Raw genomic sequence first — 7,556 nt, 5'->3', positions numbered from 1 at the left:
GTGTGGGGGGCGGGGCGGGAGAATCGCGGGCGGGCGGGGCGGTACGCGCCCCGGCAGTGGAGCGGGGGCAGCGTGCGGGAGATGGTGGCGGAGTTCGAGGCCGAGCGGGGGCGGCTGCTGGGGGTGGCGCACCGGATGCTGGGCAGCCGCAGCGAGGCCGAGGACGCCGTGCAGGAGACCTGGCTGCGGTACGCCGCCGCGCTCGCCGACCCGGCGGCCCGCGCCGAGATCCGGCACCTCGGCGCCTGGCTGACCACCACCTGCGCCCGGATCTGCCTGGACGTGCTCCGCTCGGCGCGGGTACGGCGGGAGGCGTACCCCGGCCAGTGGCTGCCGGAGCCGGTGGTGACGCCGCTCGACCAGGGCCCGCGCCCCGACGGCTTCGCGCCCGACCCCGCGGAGCGGGCGGTCCGCGCCGATCAGGTCGGCACCGCCCTGCTGGTGGTGCTGGAACGCCTGGCGCCGGAGCAGCGGGTGGCCTTCGTGCTGCACGACGTCTTCGCCGTGCCGTTCGCCCAGATCGCCGAGGTGCTCGGTACGACCGACGCCGCCGCCCGCCAGCTCGCCTCCCGGGCCCGCCGGGCGGTGCACGCGCCCGACGCGCCCCGGCACACCGCCGACGCGGTCGAGCAGCGTCACGTGCTCGCCGCCTTCGTGACCGCCGTCGAGTCGGGCGACCTTGCCGCGCTGGTACGGGTGCTCGCCCCGGACGTGGTCGCCGTCGGCGACAGCGGCGGCCACTTCCCGGCGGCCCGGCGGCCGGTGCTCGGGGCCGACGCGGTGGCCCGCTTCCTCCTGGGCCTGTTCGGGCGTGCCGGGCGCTACGGCGGGACGCTGCGCTCCCGTCGGGTGCTCGTCGACGGCGTCGAGGGCCTGCACCTGGAGACCCGGCACTCGGACGGGCGACCGCTGCGGGTGGTGGCCGCCCTCACGGTGGACGAGGGCCGGGTGACCGGGGTCTTCCACCAGCTGAATCCGGAGAAGCTGGGCGACCTGCCGCCGCTGGCGGAGGAGGACGGCTGGCCGCCGCGCTGGTGACGGCCCGGGGGCCGGTGCCGGCGGGTCAGACCACCAGGGCCAGCCACTTCCGGTACGACGTGGCGAACGGCTCGGTGCCGTCGCCCAGTGCCCCGAGCAGCCACCGGGCCGCCGCCTCGGCCTGCGCCACCACGTCGTCCGGGTAGCCGAAGCGGGCCCGGTGCTCGGCGAACTCGTCCTCGTCGCGCAGCTCCACCAGGCCGGTGGTCCGGCGGCGCACCACGTCGAGGTCGAGGTCGATGAGGTGGACGGTGTCGTCGTTCTCCCAGCGGGCCGGGCTGGCGATGTCGCAGTAGACCTCGCTGGTCCGTGGCGGCGGGTTGAACATGCCGGTCCACCAGGCGTGGTGCGGCACCAGGAGGACGAACGGGATCTGCTCCACCGACGGGCGACCGTGGTAGACGGACTTCGTGCCCTCGGTCACGCCGAGCCAGACGCCGAGCTCGTCCTCGGCCAGCCGGCGGGCCGGGTAGTCGCGGTGGGCGCTGCCGTCGTACTTGCGGTAGATCACGCGGACCACGTCGCTCGGCATGAGTCGCACCCTAACCGATACCGCCCATCCGTCGCCGCACGGAAGTAACCGGACGCGGTCGGTGGGAGACCGTACCGTGACGACGCCACGCCCGGATCGGCGCGGCCGGTGTCGGGGACGGCGGGTACCGTCGCACGGTGACTCCGCGCCTCGCCACCGGTTCCGCCGCCCCCTCGCCCCGCACCGGAGGCCGGCGACGGGGCACCCGGCCGAGCGGGGTGGAGCTGCTCGCCGCCGCGGTCGGCGCGGTGCCGGGCGGGGCGGCGCGTCCCGGCCAGCAGCAGATGGCGACCGCCATCGAGGAGTGCGTGCAGGCGCGGGAGCACCTGCTGGTGCAGGCCGGCACGGGCACCGGCAAGTCGCTGGCCTACCTGACGCCCGCGCTGACCGTGGACGGGCCGGTGGTGGTCTCCACGGCCACCCTGGCGTTGCAGTCCCAGCTGGTCGACCACGACCTGCCCCGGCTCGCCGACGCCGTGGAGCCGGTGCTCGGCCGGCGGCCCACCTTCGCGGTGCTGAAGGGGCGGCACCACTACCTCTGCCTGGCCCGGCTGGACAACTCCACAGAGGACGAACCGGAGGACAGCCTCTTCGACGCCCCGGCGGCGCGCCCCGGCGGCGGCACGAAGTGGCTCGGCGAGGCGGGTCGGCTCGGCAAGCAGGTGCAGCGGCTGCGCGACTGGGCGGAGAAGACCGACACCGGCGACCGGGACGAGCTGGACCCGGGCGTCGACGACCAGGCCTGGCGGCTGGTCTCCATGCCGGCCCGGGAGTGCGTCGGCGCGTCCCGCTGCCCGTTCGGCGCGGAGTGCTTCGCCGAGGCGTCCCGGGCCCGCGCCCGGGAGGCCGACATCGTGGTCACCAACCACAGCCTGCTCGCGGTGGACATGCTGGCCGGCCGGCACATCGTGCCGCCGCACAAGCTGCTCATCGTCGACGAGGCGCACGAGCTGGCCGACCGGGTCTCCTCCGCCGCGCAGGCCGAGCTGGTGCCGGAGCTGATCGACCGCTCCGCGAAGCGGGCCCGCCCGCTGCTGCGGCCGGACGTCGCCGAGTCGCTGACCGCGGCCGGCGACGCCCTGGCCGTCGGGCTGGCCGAGGCGCCGGCCGGGCGGATCACCTCGGGGCTGCCGTCGCCGCTGCGCGAGGCGTGCACCCTGCTCGACGCGGCCACCCGGGCGGCCCTCGACGCGATCGGCGACGTGAAGTCCGACGACCCGGACCCGGTGCGCAAGCAGCAGGCCAAGGCCGTGCTCGACGAGCTCTCCGCCACCGCGCAGCGGCTGCTGGAGGAGGCCGACCACGACGTGGCCTGGGTGGAGAAGAACGACAACACCGGTCGCCGGGCGCTGGTGGTCGCGCCGCTCTCGGTCGCCGGCACGCTCGCCACCCACTTGTACGAGGAGCGCACGGTCGTCGCCACCTCGGCGACGCTGACGCTGGGCGGCCGGTTCGACACGGTGGCCCGGGCGCTGGGCCTGGAGGCGCCCCCGGCCGACCCGCCGTCACCGGCCGCCGCCGCCATGGCCGCCCGATCGGCCGGGCGCACCGGCGGCACCGGGCCGGCGGAGGGCAGCGGAGCGACCGGGGGCGGTGCGGCGACCGGCACGGCGGGGGCGCCGGCCACCTCGGGGCCGGGCTGGCGTTCCCTCGACGTCGGCTCGCCGTTCGACTACCCCCGGCAGGGCATCCTGTACGTCGCCGCGCACCTGCCCCGGCCCAGCGTCTCCGGGCTGCCCGACGCGGCCGGCGAGGAGCTGCTCGAGCTGGTCACCGCGCTCGGCGGGCGTACCCTCGGCCTCTTCTCCTCCCGGCGGGCCGCGCAGCAGGCGGCGGAGCTGCTGCGCGCGCGGACCGACCTGCCGGTCCTGCTCCAGGGCGAGGAGGCGCTGCCGCTGCTGGTACGCCGGTTCCGGGAGGAGAAGTCCAGCTGCCTGTTCGGGGTGATGTCGCTCTGGCAGGGCGTCGACGTGCCGGGCGACGCCTGCCAGCTGGTGGTCATCGACCGGCTGCCCTTCCCCCGGCCGGACGAGCCGCTGGCGGCGGCGCGGGCCGCGGCGGTGGACGCCGGCGGGGGGTCGGGTTTCGCGGCGGTCAGCGTGCCGATCGCCGCGATCCGGCTGGCCCAGGGGGTGGGGCGGCTGATCCGGTCGACGGGCGACAAGGGCGTGGTGGCGGTCCTCGACTCGCGCCTGGAGACGGCCCGGGGCTACGGGCCGTTCCTGCGCCGGTCGCTGCCGCCGTTCTGGTACACCACCCGGCCGGAGGTCGCCCGGGGCGCCCTCGACCGCCTCGCCAAGGTCTGACCCGTCAGGGCGCCTGGGAGGCGACGACCACGGCGTCGGGCGGGGTGTCCGGAACGGTGCGGGCGGCGAGCCGGCGGACGGCCGTGTTGAGCACGGCGATCAGCGGCACCGAGACCAGCGCGCCGGTGATCCCGGCGAGGACCACGCCGGCCGCGATGCCGATGATGACCGCGAGCGGGTGGATGGCCACCGCCCGGCCCATGATCAGCGGCTGGAGGAGGTGCCCCTCCACCTGCTGCACCCCGATCACGGCACCCAGGATGATCAGTGCGGTCACCGGGCCGCTGTCGACCAGCGCGACCAGGACCGCGACGACGCCCGACAGGGTCGCACCGACGATCGGGATGAACGCGCCGAGGAAGACCAGCGCGGCGAGCGGGAAGGCGAACGGGATGTCGAAGATGACCAGGAAGACGCCGATGCCGACCGCGTCGATGAAGGCGACCAGCACGGTCGCCCGGACGTAGGCGACCAGCGTCGCCCAGGAGGCCCGCCCGGCGTCGTCGACCTTCCAGCGGGCGGCCACCGGCAGGAGCCGGACCAGGAAGCGCCAGATCTTGTTGCCGTCGCGCAGGAAGAAGAACGTGGCGAAGAGCACCAGCAGCGTGCCGGTCAGCACCTCAGCCAGCGTGGCGGCCGTGGAGAGGGCGCCGCTGGTGAACTTCTCGGTGTTGTTGTTGATCCACTTCTGGCCCTCCTCGATGTAGTTGTCGAGTTGGCCGTCGGAGAGGTGCAGCGGGCCGGTCTTCAGCCAGTCCTGGATCTGCCGGACGCCCTCGGAGGACTTCTTGCTCAGCTCCGGCACGCCCTGGATGAACTCGTTCACCACCAGGGTCAGCGTCCCGATCACCGCGGCCAGGCCGCCCACCAGCACCACCGCCGTCGCCATGGACCGGGGAAGGCGGGCACGCAGCAGCCAGCCGACCGCCGGTGCGAGCAGCGCCGAGAGCAGCAGCGCGACGGCCAGCGGGATGACCACGATCCGGACGGTGCCGACGACCTTCAGCAGCGCCCAGGCCACGACGCCGATCACGATCAGCCGCCAGGACCACGCGGCGGCGATCCGCAACGCGTGCGGCACGTCCGCGTCGTCCCGGCTGGAGGTGGAGTTGTGCATCGCCCCGGGCGGCGGGGCGCCGACCACGGTCGCGGAGGGCGCCGCCACCGGGCCGGGGGACGTCGGCGAGGCCACGCCGGCCGACTCGGGGCCGTCGACCGGATCCGTACGGCGTGCCCGCGCCGCCTCCCGGCCCGACTCGTACGCGCGACGGAGCCGTCCGCGGATCTGCTCGAAGCGGCTCAAGCGCACCTCCTGGCATGAGACCGGCCCGCCCACGCCGGTGGGCGGACAGGATACGTCCGACGACGCCACCGTAGGGCAGGTCCGCCACACATTGCCCCCGGCCCCCGGCGCGTAACCGCCCACGGCCCGCCGACCGGGACACGGTAGCGTCTGCGGCGTGACCGCCGACGAGAATCTCGACTCCAAGCTGCCGATCCGCCTGCTGCACGACCGTGTGCTGGTGCGGATGGAGGGGAGCGAGGGTGAGCGACGCTCGACCGCCGGCATCGTGATTCCGGCGACCGCCGCCGTGGGCAAGCGGCTGGCCTGGGCCACGGCCGTGGGCGTGGGGCCGAACGTGCGCGCCATCGTCTCGGGCGACCGGGTCCTCTTCGACCCCGACGACCGCTCCGAGGTCGAACTGCACGGCCGCGGGTACGTGCTGCTGCGCGAACGCGACGTGCACGCCGTGGCCGCCGAGCGGGTCGAGAACGACTCCACCGGCCTCTACCTCTGAGCCCACCCCGCCCGGATGAGGGCGCCGGTGCCGTTTGCGTCGCCCCCCGCCGGGAAGCCAGCCGCATCACCGGCCCTGGGGAGGGACGCGATGCCGGTACTAGTGAAGAAGATTCTGCTCTGGGGGAGCGTCGCGTTCCTGATCTACTTCATGGCCTTCCGGCCGGAGGGCGCGGCGGAGATGTTCAAGGCGATCGGGGCGGGACTGATGGCGATGGCGCAGGGCCTCGGTGACTTCCTCACCAGCCTGATGACCTGACGACCGGGTTCAGGGGCCGCCGGGGTGCCACGGCGCCGGCGGCTGCTGGCCGTACCAGCCGGGCGGGCCGAAGCCGGCCGGCGGCGGCGGGGGCGGCGGTACGAGCACCACCGGGATCGGCACGACGGGCTCGTCCGGCGCCTCGACCGACCGCTGCGTGCCGTCCGGGAACCGCAGGTGGTAGCGGTGCCCGTCCCAGATGCCCGCCGGCACCTGCGGGTCCCGGCCCACGAAGAACGACCGGTACGCGCCGATCGCCTCCAGCAGCTCCCGTTCCTCCCGCGCGGTCCGCTCCCGGTCCACCGGACGCCGGTCCAGGCCGCGCAGCGCGCCGTCGCGCAGCAGCGCCAGCCGGGTCGTCGCGAACTGGTAGCCGCGCATCGCCCTCAGCCCGCCGTCGCCGGCCACCCGCTTGGCCCACACCCGGGCCGCGTGCCGTCGCCCCAGGCTGCTCAGCGCCGCCACCTCCGGCGGGGTCAGCCAGCCCGCCCGTACGTAGTCCGGCAGCATCCGCTCGGTGAGCCGCCCCTCCCAGGCCCGGAGCCACAGGGCGAGCCCGACCATGGCGAAGAAGACCGGCACCATCACGCCGATGAAGCCGTACAGCATGATCAACGCCTGGCCGGTGGCCTGGGTGAGCGTCGGCAGCAGGTTCCACAGCCCGTGCAGCATCATCGCCAGCAGCAGGCCGGCGAGCGGGGCGAGCACCCGGACCCACCGGCTGGCGGTGCGCGCGGCGATGCCCAGCCCCACCCCCGTCATGGAGGTGAAGAGCGGGTGGGCGAAGCCGAAGAGCAGGATCCGGACGATGAAGATGGCGATGACCTGCTGGGTGCCGGTCGCCGGCCCGTACCGCTCCGCGCCGCTGGCGTAGCCGTGGCCGCCCAGGTAGAGGATGTTCTCCACCATGGCGAACCCGATCGCGGAGAGCCCGCAGTAGACCAGCGCGTCGGTGATCCCGGAGATCTCCCGCCGGCGGAAGATCAGCAGCAGGATCGGCCCGAGGGCCTTGGTCAGCTCCTCGATGAACGGCGCGACCAGCACCGCGGTCAGCGCGGTCGGCAGCCCCCAGTCCTCGAACAGCCCGGCGGAGAACTCGTTGACGGTCAGCGACGCCGCGGTGGAGACGAACGCGCCCCAGGCGAAGCAGAAGATCAGGTACTTCAGGGGCTCCGGCTCGTAGCGGTCCAGCCAGAGAAAACAGGCCACCAGCACCGGAACCGGGAGGATCGCGGCGGCCACGCCGATCAGCAGCGCCTCGACGCCCAGGTTCTCGCCCAGCGTGAAGAGCATGAACAGCGCGCACGCCGCGATGAACAGGACCGCACCGGCCAGCACCAGGGCCCGACGCCACCCCAACCGACGCAGCGGCATCCCGGGCCCCGCCCCACCGGGCGGCGGAACGGCGGGCGCGGTCGGCGACGGCGGCAGGGATGCGCCGGGCGGGGTGTCGGCCATGCGGTCAGCGTAGCCATCCCCGGCCGCCTGGTCCGGCCGCATTCACCCGGCTATGCTGCGGGCAGGTCACGAGCGCCAGCGTCAAGCCCCGGCTTGCTGGCCGGCAACCCTCGTCGAGTTCGCGGTGGGGTGCCCCGGGTGATGACCGGGCCCGGCCCGATCGCG

6 protein-coding genes, 2 pseudogenes and 1 riboswitch are annotated in these 7,556 nt (G+C 74.9%); of the genes and pseudogenes, 5 read left to right on the top strand and 3 right to left on the bottom strand.

The window, feature by feature from the left end:
• Entirely contained in the window at nucleotides 1-1,038 is a 1,038-nt protein-coding gene (gene sigJ, locus F6X68_RS28220; protein ID WP_225852470.1) for an RNA polymerase sigma factor SigJ, read from the top strand.
• A 25-nt stretch (nucleotides 1,039-1,063) separates the two neighbouring features.
• Here the strand turns inward: sigJ and F6X68_RS28215 are convergent, their stop codons facing one another.
• Complete coding sequence (locus tag F6X68_RS28215; protein ID WP_151457101.1) at nucleotides 1,064-1,570, bottom strand: DUF402 domain-containing protein; 507 nt, start codon at nucleotides 1,568-1,570, stop codon at nucleotides 1,064-1,066.
• 69 nt (nucleotides 1,571-1,639) lie between these two features.
• On the opposite strand from F6X68_RS28215, the pseudogene F6X68_RS34905 reads away from it, so the two are divergent.
• Nucleotides 1,640-3,060: pseudogene (locus F6X68_RS34905) on the top strand (ATP-dependent DNA helicase); the annotation flags it as partial.
• Between the two features lie 120 nt (nucleotides 3,061-3,180).
• A pseudogene (locus F6X68_RS34900) lies at nucleotides 3,181-3,876 on the top strand (ATP-dependent DNA helicase); the annotation flags it as partial.
• Nucleotides 3,877-3,880: 4 nt separating this feature from the next.
• Here the strand turns inward: F6X68_RS34900 and F6X68_RS28205 are convergent.
• Nucleotides 3,881-5,248, bottom strand: coding sequence for an AI-2E family transporter (locus F6X68_RS28205; RefSeq protein WP_151457099.1), 1,368 nt, complete (start codon nucleotides 5,246-5,248; stop codon nucleotides 3,881-3,883).
• A gap of 88 nt (nucleotides 5,249-5,336) precedes the next feature.
• Between F6X68_RS28205 and F6X68_RS28200 the strand changes: the two genes are divergently transcribed.
• Both F6X68_RS28200 and F6X68_RS33700 read left to right on the top strand, forming a co-directional pair.
• Nucleotides 5,337-5,675, top strand: a complete 339-nt coding sequence (locus F6X68_RS28200) for a co-chaperone GroES (protein WP_151457098.1) — start codon at nucleotides 5,337-5,339, stop codon at nucleotides 5,673-5,675.
• Nucleotides 5,676-5,765: 90 nt separating this feature from the next.
• Nucleotides 5,766-5,933 carry a hypothetical protein gene (locus F6X68_RS33700; protein ID WP_165947924.1) on the top strand — a complete coding sequence of 56 codons (168 nt, stop codon included), beginning with the start codon at nucleotides 5,766-5,768 and terminating at the stop codon, nucleotides 5,931-5,933.
• Between the two features lie 9 nt (nucleotides 5,934-5,942).
• Here the strand turns inward: F6X68_RS33700 and F6X68_RS28195 are convergent, their stop codons facing one another.
• Nucleotides 5,943-7,433: a PrsW family intramembrane metalloprotease gene (locus tag F6X68_RS28195; protein ID WP_151457097.1), complete on the bottom strand. Its 1,491-nt coding sequence runs from the start codon at nucleotides 7,431-7,433 to the stop codon at nucleotides 5,943-5,945.
• Nucleotides 7,434-7,455: 22 nt separating this feature from the next.
• A riboswitch (SAM riboswitch) is annotated at nucleotides 7,456-7,556 on the top strand. This riboswitch is flagged as partial in the annotation.

The organism is Micromonospora sp. AMSO12t (genome assembly GCF_008806585.1).
GTDB classification, from domain to species: domain Bacteria; phylum Actinomycetota; class Actinomycetes; order Mycobacteriales; family Micromonosporaceae; genus Micromonospora; species Micromonospora reichwaldensis.
Note: the sequence above shows the minus strand (reverse complement) of the source record. Positions and strands in the feature narration are given on the sequence as shown.

Bases quoted from the DNA above. Each gene is read 5' to 3' on its own strand.
- F6X68_RS33700 (WP_165947924.1), top strand. From the start codon at position 5,766: ATGCCGGTACTAGTGAAGAAGATTCTGCTCTGGGGGAGCGTCGCGTTC.
- F6X68_RS28195 (WP_151457097.1), bottom strand. From the start codon at position 7,433: ATGCGGCCGGACCAGGCGGCCGGGGATGGCTACGCTGACCGCATGGCC.
- F6X68_RS28215 (WP_151457101.1), bottom strand. From the start codon at position 1,570: ATGCCGAGCGACGTGGTCCGCGTGATCTACCGCAAGTACGACGGCAGC.